Origin of the sequence: Rhizobium ecuadorense, assembly GCF_001187535.1 — a bacterium.
Lineage (GTDB): Bacteria > Pseudomonadota > Alphaproteobacteria > Rhizobiales > Rhizobiaceae > Rhizobium > Rhizobium ecuadorense.
On the sequence record NZ_LFIO01001722.1, the window covers coordinates 1 to 383 of the forward strand.

Sequence of the window (383 nt, forward strand, 5' to 3'; positions counted from 1 at the left end):
TCACTGCCTTCCGCGACCTAAATCCATGCGGCGGATAAATCCCGCATTAGTTGCAATTTCTTAGTTGACCGAAACCATAGCCGTTGATGACGGTCAACTTCTGCCTGTGCTTGAGGTAAATGCAATCCGAACAAAATGGACGCGATTTGGCGCGTCCCCGTGGGCGTCCGGCGTGCCTAGTCCCCGAACTTCTTGAACGTGATGGAGGAATAGGCTCCCGGAAGAACTTCCCTCATGACCTCGCGCTCGGCCTGGCTTGCTTCCTGCCCAACCACGACGGGGTGAGTCTTCGTCCCCTGCACACGGAAGTATCCGGCATCGACGATCTGGCCCTCGCCAATCGTAATCTTGCTCGCACCTTCCAAGGCGCTGATGTAGCTGAA

1 pseudogene is annotated in these 383 nt (G+C 56.1%); it reads right to left on the minus strand.

Going from position 1 to position 383, the window contains the following annotated elements:
- Positions 1–176: 176 nt before the first annotated feature.
- Positions 177–383 (minus strand): annotated as a pseudogene (locus tag AF337_RS33175) (hypothetical protein); the annotation flags it as partial.